Origin of the sequence: Streptomyces sp. NPDC045470 (assembly GCF_040646595.1) — a bacterium.
In the GTDB taxonomy this organism is placed as follows: domain Bacteria; phylum Actinomycetota; class Actinomycetes; order Streptomycetales; family Streptomycetaceae; genus Streptomyces.
This window is the reverse complement of the sequence record NZ_JBEZAN010000001.1, coordinates 175,871-196,317: the sequence shown is the minus strand read 5'-3', so window position 1 is coordinate 196,317 and position 20,447 is coordinate 175,871. Positions and strand designations below refer to the sequence as shown.

The following is a 20,447-nucleotide window of genomic DNA, read 5'->3' as shown; positions in this document are numbered from 1 at the left end:
GCGGAGGACGGTGACTGTCAGTGGTGTCAAGTAGCTTGGGAGAAGAAGGAGTCGGAGGGGCGAGCGGAGGGAACGGGCGAAGCGGGCGGGGGACATCCTCCCCTACCGTGGCAGCGACGCACCGTGACAGCGAGCACGTCCGTACACCTCGTACGGCAGGGACAAGGGGGGACCGATGGACGCGGAGTTGACGGCGCTCGCGACGGCGGGGGCGACGGCGCTGGTGCAGCAGATGGCGACCGAGGGCTGGACGCAGGCACGGCAACGGGTGGCGGCGTTCCTCGCGCGGCGCCGGGGCGGCAGTGCGGAAGAAACTCTCGAAGGGGAGCTGGAAGTGTCGCGCACGGAGCTGGTGACCGCGCAGCGCGACGGTGACGAGGACGGCGCGGCCGACGTGGCGGCCGAGTGGCGCGTGCGGCTGCGGCGGGCACTCCGCGACGACCCGGCGGCGGCCGAGGAACTGCGGCGGCTGCTGGCGGAACTCCGGCCGGACGAGGGCACCAGGGTCGAGGTGCGAGAGGTGCACAACTCCATCAGCGGCGGGGTGCATCACGGGACGACCATCCAGGCCGGTGTGGTCACCCGGCTGGACCAGCGTGGCGGTGGGTTCGGCGAAGGGCCCGCTCGTGGCTGACCCGGAGCCCGGCGCTCCTGCACCCTCCTCCTCCGTGCCCGGCGCGGCCCCGCCCGATGAGCGCTCCCTCGATACGACCCTGCCCGATGAGTCCTCACGCGCTGAGGCTCCGCTCGATGCAGCCACGCCCGTTCCGGCGGCCGCCGGTGTGCGGAACGAGATCAGTGGCGGGACGGTGTACGGGGCCGTCGTGCAGGCCCGGACGATCGGCACGGTGACGATCCAGGAGGCCACACCGGCGATCATGCCGGGCGCGCCGGTGCCCCGTACGCTGCCCCCGGGCACCCGCCATTTCGTCGACCGTGACGCCGTACTGGCCGAGGTGACGCGCTTATTGGACGAGGCGTCGCCGAGGGACGGCGCCGGCGGCACGGGGGAGGCCGGAGCGCCCCTTGTGGTCGTCTTGTGGGGGCCGGGCGGGGTGGGCAAATCGGCCACCGCCCTGCGTCTGGCCGCCGCGCTGCGGGGACGCTTCGGGCAGGGCGAGCTGTACGCGGACCTGCGCGGGGCGTCCGCCACGACCGCGGCCGCGCCGTCCGACGTGCTGTCGCGCTTCCTGCGGGACCTCGGGGTCCACCGGGACTGGATACCGGCGGAACCCGACGCCCAGGAGAGCACGTTCCGCAGCGTGACGGCCGATCGGCGCATCCTCACGGTGCTGGACGACGCGCATTCCGCCGCACAGGTACGGCCGTTGCTCGCCGCGTCACCGGGCTCCCTGACGATCGTGACCAGCCGGACCGACCTGGGCCGCCTGGTGATCGAGTACGGCGCGCACACCGTACGGCTCGGACCGCTGCGCACACCCGACGCGGTGGGGCTGCTCGCCCGCCTGGGCGGGACGGGCCCGGGAGTCGAGGCGGTGGCGCGGCGGTGCGGCGGTATGCCGCTCGCGCTGTGCGCGATCGGGGCACGCGCCGCCGTCCGGCAGCAGCCGGACTGGGAACGGCTGGAGCGCGAGATGAGCACGAACGGCGGGAACGAGGCGGCGCCCCCGCCGCACGGCGCGGATGCGGCGGCCGCCGCGCCGAACTCCGAACCAGCCGCATCCGGTGCCCCCGTCACCGCACCTGACCCCTCCACCGCAGTCGCCGCACCCGCCGATACGGCGGAAGAGCCGATGCGCGGCGCGATGGACGCCTCGTACGGGCACCTTTCGGAGGCCGCGGCCCGGCTGTTCAGGCTGGCGAGCCTGCGGCCGTGGCGGCATCTGACGCCGGGCGCCGCCGCGGCCGCCGCGGGAATCCCCGAGGACGCGGCGGGCCCCCTGCTCGCCGAACTCGCCGACGCGCGGCTGCTGGAGGACGCGACCGGCGAGGAAGGAGGGGCGGAAGCCGGGCCAGAGGGCCGGGCCGACGCTTCCGGCCAGGTGCGTTACCGGTTTCACGACCTGTGGCGGGAGTACGCGCAACAGCGTGCGCCGGCCCAGGACGGAATCGCGGGGGCCGCGGCAGCCGTCCGCCGCACGCTGCTCTGGTACGTGCGGGCCGCAGCCGCGGCCGATGCGTGCGTGCTGCCGGGCCGCTGGCACCTGGGGCCCGCGTACACACGGTTGGCGGGCCGGCCTGCGGCCTACGAGAACGGCATCAGCGCGCTGGCCTGGCTGCGGGGCGAACGGGAAAATCTGGCGGAGGCGGTACGGGCCGCGGCCGACCACGGACTCGACGACCTGACGTGGCAGTTGTGCGAGGCCATGTGGGGGCTGCACCTGCGGCTCGGCTTCCACCAGCAGTGGGTCTCCACCCACCGGCTCGGCGTCGAGGCCGCCGCCCGCTGCGCGGAGGAGTGCCCCGAGGCCGAAGGGCGGATGCGTGCCCAGCTCGGTTTCGCCCACTTGGGACTGGCGCAGTACGGGCAGGCGGGGGCTCAGTTCGCGGCGGCGGCCGCGGCCGACCGGCGGGCCGGGCACGTACGGGGTGAGGCGACGGCGGTGGAGTCCCTGGGACTGCTGCATCTGAAGCAGGAGCGGTGGAGCGACGCCGCCGAGTGCTTCCGGGCGGCCAGGCGCCTGGCACAGCAGGTCGGCGACCCGCGTGCGCTGGCGCTGCTCGAACATCACCTCGGACGGTCGCTCCAGGGCATGGGCCGCCACGAGGAAGCGGTCGTTCAGCTGCGGCACGCGCAGGAGCTGATACGCGCGCTGCCCGACCCGTACAACGAGGCCCGGGTGTTGATGAGCCTCGGACGGACCCTGCTCGACGCCGGGCGTGCCGAGGAGGCGGACGAGGCGCTCGGCCGGGCCGCGTCGGTCATGGCGACGGAAGGCTCGGTCGTCCAGCAGGCGGACCTGGCGGAGCTGCGCGCCGACCGGGCCGGACTGGCCGGGGACACGGCGGGCGAGAGCCGGTACCTGCGGGCAGCGCTCGGCTTCCACGAGAGGACGGGGTCACCCAGGACCAGTGCCGTTCGGGCACGGCTCGGCCGGCTGGAGGCCGCCGCCCGGTGGAGAGCGGCTCCGAGCGGGGAGGCCGGCGAGGAGGTCAGCGAGGAGGAGTGATCGTCACCGTCAGGTGGTGGCTGGTGCCGCCTGTCACCACGACCAGGCCGTCGAGGAGTTTTTCAACCGGCTTTCCGCGCTCGTACCAGGCGTAGAGGGCCGAGGCGTAGACGGCCGGATCGCACAGGTCGCGATGGCCGTCCGGGCCGGGTGCCGCGGTGAGGGTGACCAGGCGCCCGTCCGGAATGCGTACGAGGCAGGTGTCCGGCGCGGTGACACACGCGGCCATGGCGCAGTGCCGGTGGTGCCGCATCGCCTCCTGGGCCCACGCCGCGGGTTCGGGCCGGGAGTCGTGGAGCACCAGGTCGGCGAGGGCCAGCCGGGTCGCGTCCGGGACATCCTCGTGGACGGCGGTGTGGGCGCCGGGGTGCACAGCGGTGTGGGCAGGGCTGTGGGCAGGGGCCGGTGATGCGGTGGGGACGGCACCCGGGGGTGCGGTGGGTTCCGGGCCCAGGCCCGGTGCCGGGACCGGAGCCGGGTGTGATGCCGCGCCGAGGCTGTCCGTATGGCGGGTGACGGCTATCTCGGGAGGCGCGGCGGGGCGGTGGTCGCGCAGGCGGGTCAGGACCCGGAGGGGAGCCAGAAGCGGAGGGGCGGGCGGGACGTCGGAGGGCAGGTCACCGAACGTGGGGTCGAGCAGTCGCGGCAGGTAGGCCGGAGTGCCGGGCTCGGCGAGGCCCATGAGCCCGTAGAAAGTGCGCCGGAGCAGCGCGGCCGAACTGCCCGGAGAGGAACTGGCCAGGGCGGTGAGCTGGGCGTAACGGTCGGGGCGGTGGTGGGCCAGCAGCTCGTCGAGCTGGGGGAGGAGCGGTTCGTACGGGCGTAGACGGGGAGCCGTGCGGCCCAGTTCGGCGACGGGCGACGCCGGGTCGAGGTCTGCTTCCGGGAAGGCACCGAGCAGGACGGGCGTGCCGATGGCGGCCGCGTAGTACGTCACGCTGCCGTGATCGCCTATGACGGCGTCGGCGGCGGCCAGGACCTGCCGCCACGGCCCGAGCGGCGGGACCACGGTCAGCCCGGCCTGCTCGGCACGGCGCAGCCAGGCACGCACCTGACCAGGGCCGTGACCGTGCCAGATGTTCGGATGCAGGACGGCGCAGCGGCGGTAGGAGTCGACGGGCAGTTCGCGGGTGAGGCTTTCCAGCAGCCGGGGGAGGACGTCGTCGGCGTCGCCGAACAGGGAACGCGGTCCCCAGGTGGAGTTGACGACGACGAGGCGCTGGCCGGCGGACACGCCGAGTGCGCGGCGGAAGCTGTCACGGTGGGGGAGCGCGGCCAGCAGGCGGTCGAAGCAGGGGTCACCGGCGAGTACGGCGGTACGGGCAGCGGGCGGGCAGGCGTCGCGGAGGCGTGAGAGCTGTTCGGGGTGGGACAGGACGGTCGTCGTCGCGACGGGCGCACCGTCCCGCAGCAGCCACTCCGGCGAGAGCCCGAAAACCGGCGCCCGTCCAGCATCCTGCTCCGGCCCCGGCCCCGGCTCCCGGTGTCCGGTGTCCGGTGTCCGGTGTCCGGTGTCCGGTGTAGGCAGCCTCTTATTGTAGCCAATGCCGTGCGACAGGACAGCCAACTTCCCTTTAATCAGATGAAGTTCGCCGCCATAGCTGGCACTGACCGCCAGGTCCACCGGGGTCTCCACGGCCTGCTCCCAGGGCAGGACGGGCAGCCCGGCGTCCGCCAGCAGTTCCGGTACGCCGTGCAGGTACGGCGAGGAACCCGTACACGTCGCCAGGCACTGGACGCGCGGATCGGCGTCGAACAGGGGCAGCACGTCCAGGAGCCGGGTGGCGGAGGTGACGTTGTGCACGACGAACAGGACGCGTGCGACCCCGGTCCGGGTGGACCACTGCGACGCCTCCGGGCCGACCGGAACCCGCAGCCACTTCTGCCCGTCCGTGACCGCTTCCCCCACACACCTCACCCTTCACCCCTGGTTCGACCGGCCACCCTAGCCGCTGTGCTCGGTCATCCGGCGCGCCCGGCACAATGTAGAGGTGCGGCTCGAAGCGATCACCTGGGACCGGCTGACGGACGCGCTCGCCGAGCGCATCGGTGCGACGACGTCGGCGGACGGCGGCCCGTGGCTGCGTGTGGCCGTCGACGGAGCGTCGGCGGCCCGCCCGGCCGACGCCGCCGGACGGCTCGCCGAAGCGCTGCGGCTGCGCGGCAGGCCCGTACACGTCGTCGCGGCCGAGGGCTTCCTGCGTCCCGCGTCCCTGCGCCTGGAGTACGGGAAGGAGGACCCCGACGCGTATTACGACACGTGGTTCGACCGGCAGGCGCTCTGGCGGGAGGTGTTCACGCCACTCGACCCGGGCGGTACGGGACGGGTGCTGCCGGACCTGTGGGACCCCCGGACGGACCGGGCCACGCGCAGCCCGTACGCCGAACTGCCGCCGGGCGGCGTGCTGCTCCTGCACGGTCCGCTGCTGTTCGGGCACTGGTTCCCCTTCGACCTGTCGGTCCACCTGAAACTGTCGTCCGCCGCGCTGGCCCGCCGCACTCCGCAAGACGAGCGGTGGACGCTGCCCGCCTTCGCGCGGTACGAGGACGAGGTACGGCCCGAGGAGGCCGCCGATGTCGTCGTGAAGGCGGACGATCCCGACCGCCCGGCCTGGAACGGACACGGCTGACCCGCCGATCACGGTCACCCGCCTCCCGAGAACCGGCACACGCCGCCGCGAAAGCCGCCCCACCAGAAAGCCGCCCCCTTTCCGAAAAGTCGTCCCGCTCCCGAAAACCGTACGCCCCACCACTGACAAGCCGTCACCGCCGAGTGCGGTGCCGGTTAGCGTGAGCCGACGACCACGGCGTGCGGAAATCCGGGAGGGCGCTGCGCATGGAGGACATCGGCTGGGACACGGACGCGGCGCAGTGGCTGAACCCACCGCCGGAAGCGGTGCGCGAGCCGGCGGTGGTGGGCGGTGGCACGCTGGTCGTCACAGCCGCCGAGGGGAGTGACTTCTGGCGGCGGACCAGTTACGGCTTCGACCGGGACACCGGCCACGCGCTGCTGACGCCCTTCCCCGCGGACTCGGCCGTGGAAGTCTCCTTCATCGCCGCTTTCGACGCACTGTACGACCAGGCCGGGGTGCTGGTGCGGGTGGACGGCCGCACCTGGGTCAAGGCCGGGGTGGAAATGAGCGACGGCGCGCCGCAGTTGGGCGCGGTGGTCACCCGTGAGTGGTCGGACTGGTCGCTGGCGCCCGTGCCGTCCTGGGCGGGGCGCGAGGTCACCGTGCGCGTGAGCCGCAGCGGTGACGCGCTGACCGTGCGGGCGCGGCGCGAACAGGAACCGTGGCGCATGGTGCGGCTGGCGCCCCTCGCCCCGGACGCGACGGCGGCCGCGGGGCCGTTCTGCTGCGCGCCGCAGCGGGCCGGGCTGCGGGTACGGTTCACCCGCTTCGCCACGGGCCCGGCCGATACGTCCCTCCACTGAGCGCCCGCCGGGCCGCCCCGGACCGTGTCAGGCGTCGGCCAAGGCCAGCAGCTTGGTCACCGTGTTCCAGTTGCGGGCGGTGGCCGTCACGCCGAGCCGGGCGCGGGACACGGCTTCGGCGAGCTTGGAGCGGCCGACTCCGCCCGGGCACCACAGGTACAGTTCGCGGCCGGTCAGCCGCAGCCGGTCCGGGGCGTAAGCGTCGGAATGCAGCGCCGCCAGCGGGGCCACGTCGGCGGGGATGTCGGACAGGAACGTCACATGCAGGGTCTTCGGCTCCGCCTCCGCCTGCGGGAAGGGATTGGCCGCGACGGTGGCGGCCAGCTCGTCGCGCGTGCGGACCATCACCGGAACGGGGAAGCCCAGGTCGTCGGCGATCCGCGCCTCGATGCGGCGCGCGGTCTCCGCGGGTGGCGTGCCCGGGTCGGCGAAGACGATGTTGCCGGTCTGCAGGAGGACCGTCACGTCCGTGTGGCCCAGCGACGCGAACAGCTCACGCTGCCGTGCCATGGGGAACTTCTTGTTGCCTCCGACGTTGATGCCGCGGAGCAGGGCCACCTGGCGGGACATGGCGTATACGCGTCTTTCGTTCGGGCGGAGCGAGAGGACGGTGGGCGCGGGGAAGCCGAGGGAACCGGAGTGCGAGGCCGTCGGCGTAACCGGGAGGACAGCGGTACGGGGACGAGGGCAGCGGTACGAGGACGAAGCCCCGGGGGCCGTCAGAAGAGAGGCTGCGGGAGGACACCCTCCAGAGCCAGCAGCCGGCGCTTGGTCTCCAGACCGCCGCCGAAACCCCCGATGCCGCCGTCGCTGGCCACCACCCGGTGGCAGGGCACGACGACCGGGAGCGGGTTGGAGCCCATGGCCGCTCCCACCGCACGGGCGGCTCCTGGTTCACCGACCCGGTCGGCGAGATCCTGGTAGCCGACCACGGTGCCGTACGCGACGTCGGTGGCCAGCACCCGCAGCACCCGCTCGTTGAAGCCCGAGGACCCCGAGGACAGGGACCAGTCCAGAGGGACGGTGAAGGTGTGCAGACCGCCGTCGAAATACCGGGTCAGCTCGTCGGCCGCCGTGGCCAGGTGGGGTATCTCCGGCAGTGGCTCCCGGCCGAACGCCTGCCGGAGGCGGCCCAGCGCCCGGTGGGTGGTGCGCTCGTCGGCGTGGAAGCCCACCAGCGCGAGCCCCTCGCGGGTCGCCGCGAGCAGCAGCGGGCCGATGGGCGTGTCCAGCACGCGCCAGGCCCAGTCGACCTGCTGATCACGCTCTGCGTTCGTCACGGCATCAGCCTATGGCCTGCCACTGACAACACCCCCGGGGCCAGGTCCGGGGGCGTTGCCGACAGCGACAGCGACAGCGACAGCGATGCCGGGGCCGGTCGCCGTCCTGGCGTTCCCCGTCCCAGCGGTTTTCGCCTTAGCGGTCCTCGCCCTCCAGGGCATCACGGACGATGTCCGGCTTGTTGCTGATGATGCCGTTCACGCCCTGACCGGCGGCCTTGACGGCGCTTGCGGCGTCGTCAACGGTCCAGGTGAAGACCTCCAACGGCCGTCCGTGCGGTCCCTTCACCTTGTGCACGGCCGCGACGTAACCGGCGTCGATGGACTTGTACTGGGGGTTGATCTGGTCGGCGAAGGCCGCGTACTTGGGCAGCTCGGCGACGGCGGGCGTACCGAGGAAGCCCGTCTTGACGTCGGAGCGCAGGCTGTGGACCTTCTTGACCGAGCCGGCGTTGAAGCTCTGCACGATCAGCCGGTGCTTGACGTGCTGGCGGTCCAGCCAGCCGTCCTCGCGCAGCTCCTTGAGAATCTGCCGTTCGATGCCGGGGTAGAGCTCGGGTGCCTTGATCTCCATCAGCAGCTTCTGGCCGTTGTCCTCCACCGCGTCCATGTAGTCCTCCAGTGTCGGTACCCGCTCGCCGGCGAACTTCGGGCCGAACCAACTGCCGGCGTCCAACTGCTCGATCTCCGCGAGCGTGAAGTCGGCGACGTTCCACGGCGCACGGTCCGGGAAGACCTGTTCGGCGTCGGTCGTCCGGGCGAGCGACGTGTCGTGCACGATGACCAGCTCGCCGTCCTTGGTGCGCTGGACGTCGTTCTCCACCCAGGTGACCCCGAGGTCGGCGGCCGCGTCGACGGCGGCGAGGGTGTTCTCGGGCGCGTGGGCGGAAGCTCCCCGGTGGGCGACGATCTCCACTCTGTGGCGGCCGTCGGCGGCCTGCGCGCCGGTGGCGGGGAGCAGGGAGGCGGTCAGGCCCACGAGCGCGCCGGCGACAGTGGCGACAGGACGGATACGCATGCGAACTCCTAGTGACGACGTGGAGGCTGGCGCGTGCCGGGACCGGGCGGGCCGGTCCGGAGCCGGGTACGCGGCCGCCGGCCCGGCTTCGGACGGCCGGGGACGGAGCCGGAACCCCTACGGGGAACGCGGTGGATCCGAGGTGGGACGCGCCGAGAGTCGCAGTCGCGATGTACCGGAAGACAGGCGTCTGATGGACAGAAATTGAACGAGAAGTGTCCTGTGCTCCGTGTTTGAACGCCTCCGTCCCGTGATCTCCGCACACAGCACGCAACGTCTGTACGTGCCGGACCCGGCCCGGGGTGCGAAGCCCCGGCCGGCCCGCCCGCAGGCCGGGGAAAGCCCGCCCGGCCCCGCTGGCCGGTTCTGGGCTTGTGCCCGCCGCGGCCCGGCTGCGCGGCCCGGCGCCGTGCACCGCCGCCGTCTGCGGAACCGCTGGTCGGAGCGTTTTCCGGCCGGTTGTCAGTGGGGAGTCGTACGGTTGGTTCCATGCGGCCCGTATCCAAGATCGAACGCACGGTGGCGCCCTTCGAGGTCGTCAGCCCCTATCAGCCCAGCGGCGACCAGCCGGCGGCCATCGCCGAGCTGGCGCAGCGGGTCAGCGGTGGTGAGAAGGACGTCGTCCTGCTCGGCGCGACCGGTACCGGCAAGTCGGCGACCACCGCGTGGATGATCGAGAAGCTGCAGCGGCCCACCCTCGTCATGGCGCCCAACAAGACCCTCGCGGCGCAGCTCGCCAACGAGTTCCGCGAGCTGCTGCCCAACAACGCCGTCGAGTACTTCGTCTCGTACTACGACTACTACCAGCCCGAGGCGTACGTCCCGCAGTCGGACACCTACATCGAGAAGGACTCCTCGATCAACGAGGAGGTCGAGCGGCTGCGCCACTCCGCGACGAACTCCCTGCTCACCCGGCGTGACGTGATCGTGGTCGCCTCGGTCTCCTGCATCTACGGCCTGGGCACGCCCCAGGAGTACGTGGACCGCATGGTGCCGCTCAAGGTCGGCGACGAGATCGACCGCGACCAGCTGCTGCGCCGCTTCGTCGACATCCAGTACACCCGCAACGACATGGCCTTCACCCGTGGCACGTTCCGCGTCCGCGGCGACACCATCGAGATCTTCCCGGTCTACGAGGAGCTGGCCGTCCGCATCGAGATGTTCGGCGACGAGATCGAGGCGCTGTCCACGCTCCACCCGCTGACCGGCGAGGTCATCAGCGAGGACGAGCATCTGTACGTCTTCCCCGCCAGCCACTACGTCGCGGGCCCCGAGCGCATGGAGAAGGCCATCGCCGGGATCGAGGCGGAGCTGGCCGAGAGCCTCGCCACGATGGAGAAGCAGGGCAAGCACCTGGAGGCCCAGCGGCTGCGGATGCGGACGACCTACGACATCGAGATGATGCGCCAGGTCGGCTCCTGCTCCGGCATCGAGAACTACTCGATGCACATGGACGACCGCGCCCCCGGCACCGCGCCGAACACCCTCCTGGACTACTTCCCGGACGACTTCCTCCTGGTCATCGACGAGTCGCACGTCACCGTGCCACAGATCGGCGCGATGTACGAGGGCGACGCCTCCCGCAAGCGGACCCTGGTCGAGCACGGCTTCCGGCTGCCGTCCGCCCTCGACAACCGGCCGCTGAAGTGGGAGGAGTTCCTGGGGCGCGTCGGCCAGACCGTCTACCTGTCGGCGACCCCCGGCTCGTACGAGCTCTCGCGCTCCGACGGCTATGTGGAACAGATCATCCGCCCGACCGGCCTGGTCGACCCCGAGGTGATCGTCAAGTCCACCGAGGGTCAGATCGACGACCTGGTGCACGAGATCCGTACGCGTACGGAGAAGGACGAGCGGGTCCTGGTCACCACCCTCACCAAGAAGATGGCCGAGGACCTCACGGACTACTTCGTCGAACTGGGCATCCAGGTCCGCTACCTGCACAGCGACGTGGACACCCTGCGGCGTGTGGAGCTGCTGCGGGAGCTGCGGGCCGGCGAGTACGACGTCCTGGTCGGCATCAACCTGCTGCGGGAGGGCCTCGACCTGCCCGAGGTGTCGCTCGTGGCGATCCTGGACGCCGACAAGGAGGGCTTCCTCCGCTCAGGCACCTCCCTCATCCAGACCATCGGCCGGGCCGCCCGAAACGTCTCCGGCCAGGTCCACATGTACGCGGACAAGATCACCCCGGCGATGCGGAGGGCCATCGACGAGACCAACCGCCGCCGGGAGAAGCAGCTCGCGTACAACAAGGAGAAGGGCATCGACCCGCAGCCCCTCCGCAAGAAGATCGGCGACATCGTCGCGACCCTCGCGCGCGAGGAGATCGACACCCAGGAGCTGCTGGGCACCGGCTACCGCAAGGGGGCCGAGAGCAAGGACGCCAAGGGCAAGGCACCGGTGCCCGCGCTGGGCGGCAAGGCTGCCAAGGGCAAGGCCGCCAAGGGCGGTACGCCCACCGACCGGCCGGCCGCGGAACTGGCCGAACTCATCGAGGAGATGACCGACCGGATGCGGGACGCCGCCGCCGAGCTCCAGTTCGAGGTGGCCGCCCGGTTGCGCGACGAGGTGGGAGAACTGAAGAAGGAACTGCGGCAGATGAAGGAGGCGGGGCTGCGCTGAGGGGGCGATGGCGGGGAGGAGCCGATAGCGCCGCGGGAGCGATGAGGGAGGGGATGATTGAGGATTGCCTCGCGGGGTGGCTTCGGTGAGGGTCGGCTGCGGTGAGGCGGCCTGTGCTGGCAGGTCGGCTGCGGTGGCTGGGTGGCCGGGGACTGGGGGGCCGAGCGACCGATGGCCGAGCGACCGGTGGGCGGACGGCCGAGCGACCGATGGCCGGACGGCTGAGTGGACGGGGGCCGGGTGGCCGGTCTGCGGGTGACGGGGCCGTACTGACCGGGTGATCAGGGGGCGGGCTGAGGCTGTGCCAGCCCTGGTCTCGCCCCGGCCCGGTCCGGGCCCCGTCCTGGCCCCGCCTCGGCCTCGCCCTGCCTCTCCTCCGGCGTACAGGCCCGGGGCCGCCCTGCACCGCTGGAGGGGCCGGCCGGGCTTCCCGAGCGGGGCGGGCTGTGTTGCAGGAACGCCACAAAGCGCGGGGCAGCGGCGTGCCGGGGGCGGGCCGTGCATAGGGTCGGGGGAGGCCGTCGGGGAGGCGGCGACGGGGAGAACAGAGCGAGAGGGGACGGCACGTGTCGGTCAACTTGTCCAAGGGGCAGGGCATCAGCCTGGCGAAGTCCGACGGGGGGACGCTGACCGCGGTACGGATGGGGCTGGGCTGGCGTTCGGCGCCCCGTCGCGGCCTGTTCGGATCGCGCACCCGGGAGATCGACCTCGACGCCTCGGCGGTGCTCTTCGCCGACAAGCAGCCGATGGACGTCGTCTTCTTCCAGCACCTGATCAGCGACGACGGGTCGGTGCGGCACACCGGCGACAACGTGGTCGGCGGCGCGGGCCAGGGCGGGGACGACGAGGCGATCCTCGTCGACCTGTCGCGGGTGCCGGTGCACATCGACCAGATCGTCTTCACCGTGAACTCCTTCACCGGGCAGACCTTCGCCGAGGTGCAGGACGCGTTCTGCCGCCTGGTCGACGAGACCACCGGCCAGGAACTCGCCCGCTACACCCTCACCGGCGGCGGTGACTACACCGCGCAGATCATGAGCAAGGTGCACCGTTCCGGCGACGGCTGGCAGATGACCGCGATCGGCGAACCGTCCGACGGCCGTACGTTCAAGGACGTCGTCCCGGCGATCCTGCCGTACCTGTAAGCACGCACCAGGCCCCGTCGGCGAGCACGGGGCGCACGACATTTCGGGGGAACGACGATGACGGCCGAGCTTGTCCGCGGGCAGAACCACCCACTGGACCGGACGCGTGTGGAGATCAGGATCGCGGCGGGCGGGCCCGTCGTCGCGGCGGTGACGCTCGCCGACGAGCGGGGCGACCTCGCGGGCGCCGAAGCGGTCGCTCATCCGGGTGCGCCGCGCCGCGACGGCGTCGAGGTGCCCCGGCAGGCCGCCGCCGAGCACCGGATCGCGGTGGACCTGGACGCCCTGCCCGCCGCCGTGCACCGGGCGAGCGTGCTGCTCGCGCTGCCCGTCGGCATCGGCGGCCCGGCGGTCTTCGGCGCGGCGGCGGCACCGTTCGTCGCCGTCACGGGCCTGGACGGTACGGAGCTCGCCAGCTACACGCTCGTCGACCTCGACGCCGAGACCGCCGTCGTGGCGGTGGAGCTGTACCGCAGGCAGGGCGCCTGGAAGGTGCGGGCCGTGGGGCAGGGGTACGCGGGCGGGCTCGCCGCACTGCTCCAGGACCAGGGCCTGCCGCAGGCCACGGGCGCGGGGCTGGCCTCGGAGATCCAGGAAGCGGTACGCAGCGGCCACGCGCGTTCCGTACCGGTCCCCACAGCATCGCCCGGCCCAACTGCGCCGCCCGGCCCCACCGTCGCGTCACCCGGCCCCAGCGTCGCGTCACCCCACCCCACCGCAGCGTCCGCCCCCGCCGAATCGCGCGGCCCCGTCGACTACCGGCATCCAAAACGGCACACCTCGACCCCGCCCCCGCCCCGACAGCCGCACGAGGGCACCCCCACGACACCGTCGCCCACACCCGCCACACCCGTATCCACCCCTACATCCGCATCCACATCCGCGCCCCCCGCGCCCCCCTCCAGCAACGCACAGCCCGCCGGCCCGGTAGCCGGTGACGCCGCCGGCCGGACGCCGGAAGAGCGGCTCTACAACCAGGTCTGGGGCATGTTCGAGGACCTGGCGCGGACGGTCGCCGCCTACCGCAGCGCCATGGACTTCGCCCAGTCCCGCCTGGCGAAGGAACTGGACGCCGTCAACGCCGTCCCCCGCAACCGCATGGGAGCGGCCGCCGAAGCCGCGCGTGCCGCAGCGCACGACAAGCACGCCCGCCTCGCGGCCCAGGCCCGTGAGGTGCTCGACCGTGATCTCGCCCAGCTCACCGCCGAGGCGGAAGCCGTCGAACCAGCCCTGCCCCCGGCCTTCGCCTCCTGGAGCAGCCCGGTCTGGCAGGGCTACCGGCCGCCGGAGGAGTACCCGACGGCGGTGCGGCTCGGTGACCTGCGCCTGCCGGAGTGCCCCGACCTGCGGATCCCCATGCTCGTACGACTGCCGATGGACCGCGGCCTGTGGATCGACAGCGGGCGGCCGGAGACGTTCGCCGGCGCGGAACCGGCCGACGGCGCGTTCGGGAGCAGCTTCGACCTCGACGGTCTCGAAGGACTCGACGGCCTGGACGCAATGGCCGGGGGCCCGCACGGGACCGCGCCGCTCGACGCGGCCGAGGTGCGGCGCCGGGCGGTCGACACGGCCGTCACGCTCGCCGCCCGCCTGCTGGCCGCCCACCCGGTCGGCGAACTCACCGTCCACGTCATCGACCCGGCCGGCTCGGCGGCGTCCGCTCTGGCGCCGCTGCTGGAGACGGGTGCGCTCCGTGAGCCCCCGGCCGCCGGCGCGCAGGGCGTGACCGCGGTGCTCGGCGAACTGACCCGGCGCGTGGACCTGGTACAGATGGCGGTCCGCAACCAGGCCGCGGAAGCCCTGCCGCCGGACCTGGACACCGCCGAGCAACTGCTGATCGTCCACGACTTCCCGCACGGTTTCGACGACCGCGCCGTCAACCAGCTCCGCTACCTGGCGGACGAGGGCCCGTCGGTCGGCGTGCACCTGCTGATGGTCGCCGACCGGGCCGAGGCCCGGGAGTACGGGCCGGTACTGGACCCGCTGTGGCGTTCCCTGCTGCGCGTGACGCCGGTGCCGGACGCCCACCTCGCCGACCCCTGGGTCGGGCACGCCTGGACGTACGAGCCGTCGCGCGTGCCGGACGGCAGCCGGGTGCTGCGCAAGGTCCTGGTCGACCTGGCGGAGGCCCGCCGGTCGCAGGGCAACAGCCGCACCCGCGAGCGCTGACCACCGGCCGCCGGGGCGGCGGAACCCGCGGGACCAGCCCGCCCCGTCACACCCGCGCCCCGCCCCGGCCAGGCCCTCACCGCCACCCGCCATCTGTCACCCACCACCCTTCGCCCTCCCGCACCCGCCATCTGACCAGCGCATTTACCCAATTCTTTACTATTCCTTGCCCTTCCTTTACTCTTGTGGTGCGGAGGGGAGTATTCCTGCGCGACGTCCCCGTCATCACGGATCGCACCACTGACGAGATCCCGGGGCGTCGGCCCGTCTCGGGGAGCGCGGCACCAGCGCTCCCGGGTGGAAGAGACCTCCGGCAGCGACGACGCTGTTAGTGCCGTACGACTCTGCCGGAGGAGCAGTGGACGTTTCCCTGACCCTGTGGGTGCTGACCATCATCGGTCTGTGCGCCCTGATCACCGCCGATTTCTTCATCGGCGGCCGTAAACCGCACGAGGTCTCCATCAAGGAAGCCGGCATCTGGACCGCCGTGTGGATCTCGCTCGCCGGCCTCTTCGGCCTCGGTCTGCTCGTCTTCGGCGGCGGGCAGCCGGCCGGCGAGTTCTTCGCGGGCTTCATCACCGAGAAGTCGCTGAGCGTCGACAACCTCTTCGTCTTCGTCCTGATCATGGCGAAGTTCGCGGTGCCGACGATCTACCAGCAGCGGGTGCTGATGGTCGGTGTGCTGATCGCCCTCGTGCTGCGCGCCGGATTCATCGGCGCGGGCGCCGCGATCATCGCCAACTTCTCGTGGGTTTTCTACATCTTCGGCGCGTTCCTCATCTGGACGGCCTGGAAGCTCATCAAGGAGGCCCGGGCGGAGGAGCAGGACGAGGAGTTCGAGGAGAACCGCTTCCTGAAGATGGTCGAGAAGCGGTTCCCGTCGACCGACAGGTACCACGGCACCAAGCTGTTCGTCGTCGAGAACGGCAAGCGCCTGATGACGCCGATGCTGATCGTCATGCTGGCGATCGGCACCACCGACGTGCTGTTCGCGCTGGACTCGATCCCCGCGATCTTCGGCCTCACCCAGGACCCGTACATCGTCTTCACCGCCAACGCCTTCGCCCTGATGGGCCTGCGGCAGCTGTACTTCCTCATCGGCGGTCTGCTGAAGAAGCTGGTGCACCTCTCCTACGGCCTGTCGATCATCCTCGGGTTCATCGGCGTGAAGCTGGTGCTGCACGCCCTGCACGAGTCGGGTGTGAGCGTCCCGGAGATCAGCATCCCGGTCTCGCTCGGCGTGATCTGCGCCGTCCTCGTCGTCACGACGCTCACGAGTCTGCGGGCCTCGAAGAAGCAGGCCCGTGCGGAGGCGGCGGCCGCCGGGGCGGAGGAAGATGCCAAAGACGCCGTGGACGTCTGACCGGCTGTCCTGAGGGGCGGACACACCGCCCCGGCGTGTTCGAGGAGGTCCCGCGGGTGCACCGCGGGGCCTCCTGCGCGCGGTGCGGGCATATGCGTACGTCACATAGGCACCCTGCGTACGCCCGCGACCCCACAACCCCGTACAGTGCGCGCATCGTTGGTCGCGCGCCCGGAGGGAGACCGACGCCCCACCGGCCACGGCCCGCCCGGCGCGCACTGTCCCGAGGGGGGACCATGCGTCATCACACCAAGGCGGCCGCCGCAGCCGCACTCGCGATAGCCACCGCGGTCGGAGGACTCGTCACGGCGGCCCCGGCGTCCGCCGCCGGGTCCGTGCACCTGACGAAGATCTACTACAACAGCCCCGGCAGCGACAACGGCTCCAACGCCAGCCTCAACGCCGAGTGGGTGCAGATCAAGAACTCCACCTCGCGAGCCGTCAGTCTCAAGGGCTGGAAGCTGACCGACGCCTCCCGGCACACGTACACCTTCGGTACGTACAGCCTGGGCGCGGGGAAGACCGTGACGGTGCACACCGGCAAGGGGCGCGACACGGCGGCCCACCGCTACCAGAACAGCCGCGCCTACGTGTGGAACAACACCAAGGACACGGCGACCCTCAAGAAGCCGTCCGGCGCGCGCGTCGACAGCTGCGGCTACAACAACGCACGCCGGGCCTTCGTGAACTGCTGACGGAGCGGCCGTCCGCCCCGGTCTGCGGACCGGGCGGGCGGCCCGCACCGCAGACCGGCGCGGACCGGACAACCGCTCGCCGGTCGCCCACCACCGCCTACCCCGTCACCAGCCGCGTGCGCGCCACTCGGCGAGGTGCGGACGCTCCGCGCCCAGTGTGGTGTCCGAGCCGTGCCCCGGGTAGACCCAGGTCTCGTCGGGCAACTGGTCGAAGAGCTTGGCCGAGACGTCGTCGAGAAGGCTGGTGAACTGCTCCGGGTCGCCCCAGGTGTTGCCGATGCCGCCGGGGAAGAGGCAGTCGCCGGTGAAGACGTGCGGGGGCCCGTGCGGGTCGTCGTAGATCAGGGCGATGCTGCCCGGCGTGTGTCCCGCCAGGTGGCGGGCGGTCAGCCGCACCTCGCCGACCGTGAGGGTGTCGCCGTCCTCGACGGGCACGTCCGTCGGTACGGGGATGCCCTCGGCGTCGTACCGGCCCGCGTACGTGCGGGCCCCCGTCGCGTCCACGACCTCGCGCAGCGCGCCCCAGTGGTCGCCGTGCTGATGGGTGGTCACCACGGAGGCGATGCCGCTGTCGCCGATCAGGCTGAGCAGGGTGTGCGGATCGGCGGCGGCGTCGATCAGCAACTGCTCGCCGGTCGCCCGGCAGCGCAGCAGGTAGGCGTTGTTGTCCATGGGGCCGACCGCGACCTTGGAGATCATCAGGTCGGCCAGTTCGTGCACGTCGGCCGGTCCGCCGACCTTCACTGCTCCCGTGTAACTCATGGCTCCACCCTAGAGCGGCGGAAGCGCCGGAAGGGGGCCGCCCCGGGTGTCGAGGCCGGTGCCTTTGGCCCGGCCGGTGAGCCAGCCGACCAGTTCGGCGGGGGACCCGGACACCACCAGGTACGGGACGTTCCCGGTGTCCTCGGCGACCCTGCCCGTGCGCTCCGTACGGCCGGTCCGCCACCGCCGCCCGTCGGGGGTACGCAGTTCCACGGCCGGTACGTCGACGTGCCCCGCGAACTTCTTCCCCGTCAGGAACGCCAGCGCGGCGTCGACGAAGGCCGTCGGCAACTGCTCGATGCCGTAACCGACCCCGAGGTCGATACGGTGCAGCTCGACCTCGGTCAGCCGGCGGAGCGGCAGCCGGGCGGCGCGTTCCAGGACCCCGTTGCGCATCTCCAGCTCGTACTGCCGACGGGCGGGCGGCAGCGCCGCCGCTGCCGCGTCGAAACGCTCGGCGCTGGACCGCAGGTCGTCCAGGTGGACGGCGAGCGGCCGGTCGGCGCCTTCGGCGATGTCGGCGTCTCGGGCCTCGGCACTTGCGTACATGGGGGTACGGACGCCGGTACGTGCCCAGGTCAGCAGGTTGACCAGGGCGTCGGCGTTGCGTGCCACGTGGGCCAGCAGATGCCCGCGGGTCCAGTCGGGCAGCAGTGACGGTTCTCCGATCGCCTCGTCGTCCAACTTGCCCACGTCGACGAGCAGTCGGTCGGTCGCCTCACGGACGGAGGTGGTGTCCTGTTCGAAACCCGGCGCGGAGTCGGGCACGTTGTCGGTCATGGTCCGAAGCTAGCGCCGCGGCGGCGTCTGCGGGAGTCGGCCTGCACGGATCCGGGCGTACGCGGGAGGGCGTACGCGGGTGGCGCGCGAGGCGTGTGGGCCGTTCGGCGGGCTCGGCCGGACCGGTGCGGAGCCGGACCGGCCGAGCCCGCGTCCGTCATCCGGCCGCAGCGTCAGGAGCACCGAACCACCGCCGCACCGCGTCGTCGAGGGCGCCCGGTTCGTCTGCCGTGCGGATTTCCGCAGCCGACGGCCGGGGGACGGTTGCCACACCAGCCGCACCGAACACGTCGGCCACACCAGCCGCACCGCTCGTACGGCCCGAAGCGGTACCCAAGCCTGCGGACACCTCAGCCTCCCCGCCCCCGGCATCCGCTCCTTCCCCGTCCTGCCACGCGTCCGTACCGGCGGCCCAAGCCGTGATCCCGTCCGGCCGTACCAGCAGCCCGGTCAGCTCCGGACGGCTCGGGCAGCGGCCCGTCACCACGCGCAGCCGTCCCGCGTACCCGGAGGCGTACTCCGCGGCCTGCCGGGCCGTCTCCGGGTCGTCGGTGAGGACGAGCAGCAGCCCCTGCCCGTCCCGGAGGTGGCCGGCGAGCCTGCTGCCGTCGGCCAGTTCCAGGTCGGGGGCGCTGCGGCCGGTCAGCGGGTGGTCGCCGGGCAGGTCGTAGCCCTGCCACACACCGGAGATCCTCTTGACGAAGTAGGTGGTGCCGGTGACGGTGCCGATCAGGTCGCGGACCACCTCGCGCAGCGCGCGGGCGTGCGGATCCGGCCGCATCACCGCGACCTGGGCGCGGGTCCACTCCAGCACCCACGCGCCGATCGGGTGCCGCTCGGCGGTGTAGGTGTCCAGCAGCCCTTCCGGGGCGTGGCCGTGGATCGTCGCGGCCAGCTTCCAGCCCAGGTTCATCGCGTCCCCGATGCCCAGGTTCAGCCCCTGGCCGCCGAACGGCGAGTGCACGTGCGCCGCGTCGCCGGCCAGCAGGACGCGCCCGGAGCGGTAGTCGGGGACCTGACGGGCGTGGTCGGTGAAGCGGGTGGCGGTGAGCACCTTGGTGATCGTGACGTCGGTCCCCGAGGTCCTGCGCAGGCTGGACTGCAACTCCTCCAGGGTGATGGGGGCGTCGCGGTCCGCGGGCGGGCCGTCGAACTCGACGGTGAGGATGCGGCCGGGCAGCGGGCCGTGGGCGTAGATGCCGGTCGCCGTCTCGTTCCAGCCCGCGCCGAGCTTCTCGGACCCGGACAGCTCCACCATCGCCTGGCGGCCGGTGATCTCCGGGGCGGTGCCGGGGAACGGGAAGCCCGCGAGCCTGCGGACCGTACTGCGCCCGCCGTCGCAGCCGACCAGCCAGTCGGCCCGGAGCGTCTCTCCCGCTGCCTCCCCGGCCGCCTCTCCCGCTGTCTCTCCGTCGGCCTTTCCTCCACCCGTGCGGCCGTCCTGGCGGGTGCTCGCGCCGGCGGCCCCCGCGACCGGGCGCAGACGCACCGTCACGCCGTCGTCCGCCGCGTCGAAGCCGGTCAGTTCCACTCCGCGGCGCACCACGACGCCGAGTTCGGCGGCGCGTTCGGCGAGCAGCCGTTCAAGTGCCAGTTGCGGCACCAGCCCGATGTCACCGGCCGGTCCGACGTCGTCGAAGCCGGGGTCGGACGCGTCCAGGAGTTCGGCGGGCAGCATGATGCCCGCGAAGTGCCCGGCGAACTTCGGCGCCGCGCGGACCGGCGTCGCCCCGGCCGCCTGCCGCTGCCGCATGAAGGAGCCGAAGCGGCCGAACGCCTCCTGCTGCACCTCGGCGAGCGCGGGCAGCAGCCCGCGGCGGTAAAAGGCTTCCGCGCTGGGCGTGTTGATGGCCCCCGCCTTGATCGTCTCGTCCGGCGCGGCCAGCCGCTCCAGGACGACGACGCGCACCCGGCGCAGGGCGAGTTCGCAGGCGAGCAGCAGTCCTACGGGCCCGGCGCCCGCGATCACCACGTCCGGGCGGGGGTCCGTGCAGCGGGTTGTCTCTGTGTCCATGCGGCGAAGTGTAGTCACTAAAAATTTGTTTCGGC

16 protein-coding genes are annotated in these 20,447 nt (G+C 72.4%); 9 read left to right on the top strand and 7 right to left on the bottom strand.

The genetic code is table 11. The features are described 5' to 3' along the window. Window positions 1-175 precede the first annotated feature (175 nt). Together AB0A97_RS00910 and AB0A97_RS00905 are read left to right on the top strand one after the other, a co-directional pair. On the top strand, window positions 176-634 hold the full coding sequence (locus AB0A97_RS00910; protein ID WP_361142612.1) for a hypothetical protein: 459 nt from the start codon (window positions 176-178) through the stop codon (window positions 632-634). 148 nt (window positions 635-782) lie between these two features. Then, window positions 783-3,131 carry a tetratricopeptide repeat protein gene (locus AB0A97_RS00905; protein WP_361142609.1) on the top strand — a complete coding sequence of 783 codons (2,349 nt, stop codon included), beginning with the start codon at window positions 783-785 and terminating at the stop codon, window positions 3,129-3,131. Here the strand turns inward: AB0A97_RS00905 and AB0A97_RS00900 are convergent. Next, window positions 3,115-5,040: a hypothetical protein gene (locus tag AB0A97_RS00900; protein WP_361142606.1), complete on the bottom strand. Its 1,926-nt coding sequence runs from the start codon at window positions 5,038-5,040 to the stop codon at window positions 3,115-3,117. The two genes, AB0A97_RS00905 and AB0A97_RS00900, sit on opposite strands and share 17 nt — an antisense overlap. 82 nt (window positions 5,041-5,122) lie before the next feature. Here AB0A97_RS00900 and AB0A97_RS00895 point away from each other — a divergent pair, with 82 nt between their 5' ends. Both AB0A97_RS00895 and AB0A97_RS00890 read left to right on the top strand, forming a co-directional pair. Continuing rightward, window positions 5,123-5,761: a uridine kinase gene (locus AB0A97_RS00895; protein ID WP_361142603.1), complete on the top strand. Its 639-nt coding sequence runs from the start codon at window positions 5,123-5,125 to the stop codon at window positions 5,759-5,761. 206 nt (window positions 5,762-5,967) lie between these two features. Further along, window positions 5,968-6,567, top strand: coding sequence for a DUF1349 domain-containing protein (locus tag AB0A97_RS00890; RefSeq protein WP_361142600.1), 600 nt, complete (start codon window positions 5,968-5,970; stop codon window positions 6,565-6,567). Window positions 6,568-6,594: 27 nt separating this feature from the next. Here the strand turns inward: AB0A97_RS00890 and AB0A97_RS00885 are convergent, their stop codons facing one another. The 3 genes from AB0A97_RS00885 to AB0A97_RS00875 all read right to left on the bottom strand — a co-directional run bounded on the left by AB0A97_RS00885 (window position 6,595) and on the right by AB0A97_RS00875 (window position 8,865). Continuing rightward, window positions 6,595-7,137, bottom strand: a complete 543-nt coding sequence (locus AB0A97_RS00885) for a DUF1697 domain-containing protein (protein WP_361142597.1) — start codon at window positions 7,135-7,137, stop codon at window positions 6,595-6,597. Between the two features lie 149 nt (window positions 7,138-7,286). Beyond that, window positions 7,287-7,847: a methylated-DNA--[protein]-cysteine S-methyltransferase gene (locus tag AB0A97_RS00880; RefSeq protein WP_361142595.1), complete on the bottom strand. Its 561-nt coding sequence runs from the start codon at window positions 7,845-7,847 to the stop codon at window positions 7,287-7,289. A gap of 136 nt (window positions 7,848-7,983) precedes the next feature. Continuing rightward, window positions 7,984-8,865: a glycerophosphodiester phosphodiesterase family protein gene (locus AB0A97_RS00875; protein WP_361142592.1), complete on the bottom strand. Its 882-nt coding sequence runs from the start codon at window positions 8,863-8,865 to the stop codon at window positions 7,984-7,986. 489 nt (window positions 8,866-9,354) lie between these two features. Between AB0A97_RS00875 and uvrB the strand changes: the two genes are divergently transcribed. From uvrB to AB0A97_RS00850, 5 genes are all read left to right on the top strand, one after another. After that, a complete protein-coding gene (gene uvrB, locus AB0A97_RS00870; protein ID WP_361142589.1) occupies window positions 9,355-11,484 on the top strand; it encodes an excinuclease ABC subunit UvrB in 2,130 nt (709 codons plus the stop codon). A 566-nt stretch (window positions 11,485-12,050) separates the two neighbouring features. Then, window positions 12,051-12,629 carry a TerD family protein gene (locus AB0A97_RS00865; protein ID WP_361142586.1) on the top strand — a complete coding sequence of 193 codons (579 nt, stop codon included), beginning with the start codon at window positions 12,051-12,053 and terminating at the stop codon, window positions 12,627-12,629. 57 nt (window positions 12,630-12,686) lie between these two features. Then, on the top strand, window positions 12,687-14,798 hold the full coding sequence (locus AB0A97_RS00860) for a TerD family protein (protein ID WP_361142583.1): 2,112 nt from the start codon (window positions 12,687-12,689) through the stop codon (window positions 14,796-14,798). A 358-nt stretch (window positions 14,799-15,156) separates the two neighbouring features. Beyond that, window positions 15,157-16,161, top strand: a complete 1,005-nt coding sequence (locus tag AB0A97_RS00855) for a TerC family protein (protein WP_361142581.1) — start codon at window positions 15,157-15,159, stop codon at window positions 16,159-16,161. Between the two features lie 236 nt (window positions 16,162-16,397). Beyond that, window positions 16,398-16,856 (top strand): lamin tail domain-containing protein, encoded by a 459-nt coding sequence (locus tag AB0A97_RS00850; protein WP_361142580.1) that lies wholly within the window; start codon window positions 16,398-16,400, stop codon window positions 16,854-16,856. A 105-nt stretch (window positions 16,857-16,961) separates the two neighbouring features. Here AB0A97_RS00850 and AB0A97_RS00845 read toward each other — a convergent pair whose 3' ends face one another. The 3 genes from AB0A97_RS00845 to AB0A97_RS00835 form a co-directional block, all read right to left on the bottom strand. Continuing rightward, on the bottom strand, window positions 16,962-17,618 hold the full coding sequence (locus AB0A97_RS00845; RefSeq protein WP_361142577.1) for an MBL fold metallo-hydrolase: 657 nt from the start codon (window positions 17,616-17,618) through the stop codon (window positions 16,962-16,964). Between the two features lie 9 nt (window positions 17,619-17,627). Beyond that, window positions 17,628-18,398: a maleylpyruvate isomerase family mycothiol-dependent enzyme gene (locus AB0A97_RS00840; protein WP_361142574.1), complete on the bottom strand. Its 771-nt coding sequence runs from the start codon at window positions 18,396-18,398 to the stop codon at window positions 17,628-17,630. A gap of 157 nt (window positions 18,399-18,555) precedes the next feature. After that, on the bottom strand, window positions 18,556-20,412 hold the full coding sequence (locus tag AB0A97_RS00835) for an FAD-dependent monooxygenase (protein ID WP_361142571.1): 1,857 nt from the start codon (window positions 20,410-20,412) through the stop codon (window positions 18,556-18,558). Between the last annotated feature and the right edge of the window lie 35 nt (window positions 20,413-20,447).

Excerpts from the sequence above, each read along its gene's own strand:
- AB0A97_RS00850 (WP_361142580.1), top strand. The coding sequence starts at position 16,398 with ATGCGTCATCACACCAAGGCGGCCGCCGCAGCCGCACTCGCGATAGCC.
- AB0A97_RS00835 (WP_361142571.1), bottom strand. The coding sequence starts at position 20,412 with ATGGACACAGAGACAACCCGCTGCACGGACCCCCGCCCGGACGTGGTG.
- AB0A97_RS00840 (WP_361142574.1), bottom strand. The coding sequence starts at position 18,398 with ATGACCGACAACGTGCCCGACTCCGCGCCGGGTTTCGAACAGGACACC.
- uvrB (WP_361142589.1), top strand. The coding sequence starts at position 9,355 with ATGCGGCCCGTATCCAAGATCGAACGCACGGTGGCGCCCTTCGAGGTC.
- AB0A97_RS00885 (WP_361142597.1), bottom strand. The coding sequence starts at position 7,137 with ATGTCCCGCCAGGTGGCCCTGCTCCGCGGCATCAACGTCGGAGGCAAC.
- AB0A97_RS00875 (WP_361142592.1), bottom strand. The coding sequence starts at position 8,865 with ATGCGTATCCGTCCTGTCGCCACTGTCGCCGGCGCGCTCGTGGGCCTG.
- AB0A97_RS00910 (WP_361142612.1), top strand. The coding sequence starts at position 176 with ATGGACGCGGAGTTGACGGCGCTCGCGACGGCGGGGGCGACGGCGCTG.
- AB0A97_RS00845 (WP_361142577.1), bottom strand. The coding sequence starts at position 17,618 with ATGAGTTACACGGGAGCAGTGAAGGTCGGCGGACCGGCCGACGTGCAC.
- AB0A97_RS00860 (WP_361142583.1), top strand. The coding sequence starts at position 12,687 with ATGACGGCCGAGCTTGTCCGCGGGCAGAACCACCCACTGGACCGGACG.
- AB0A97_RS00890 (WP_361142600.1), top strand. The coding sequence starts at position 5,968 with ATGGAGGACATCGGCTGGGACACGGACGCGGCGCAGTGGCTGAACCCA.